Raw genomic sequence first — 241 nt, 5'->3', positions numbered from 1 at the left:
TCATGGCCATCGGAAATCCGCTCGGTGTCTTCTCAAACTCGGTCACCCGTGGTATCGTCAGTGGTGTCGAGCGGACGGTGCCGGTCGATACGAACAGCGACGGCTTAATGGATTATAACGCGGAAGTCATTCAGACGGATGCGCCCATCAACCCGGGGAATTCGGGTGGTGCCCTCATCAACATTCGTGGAGAGCTCGTCGGAATCAATTCGATGAAAATCGCCGAGGCGAGCGTAGAAGG

At 56.0% G+C, this 241-nt stretch carries 1 protein-coding gene; it reads left to right on the top strand.

All coding sequences use genetic code 11. The annotated features are described in order from the left end of the window. Nucleotides 1-241 (top strand): S1C family serine protease (locus tag AC2Q9J_RS18435; protein ID WP_499042178.1); only part of this gene is annotated, 241 nt, incomplete at both ends.

It is taken from the genome of Planococcus sp. RAB007_Raresut (assembly GCF_057369535.1).
Note: the sequence above shows the minus strand (reverse complement) of the source record. Positions and strands in the feature narration are given on the sequence as shown.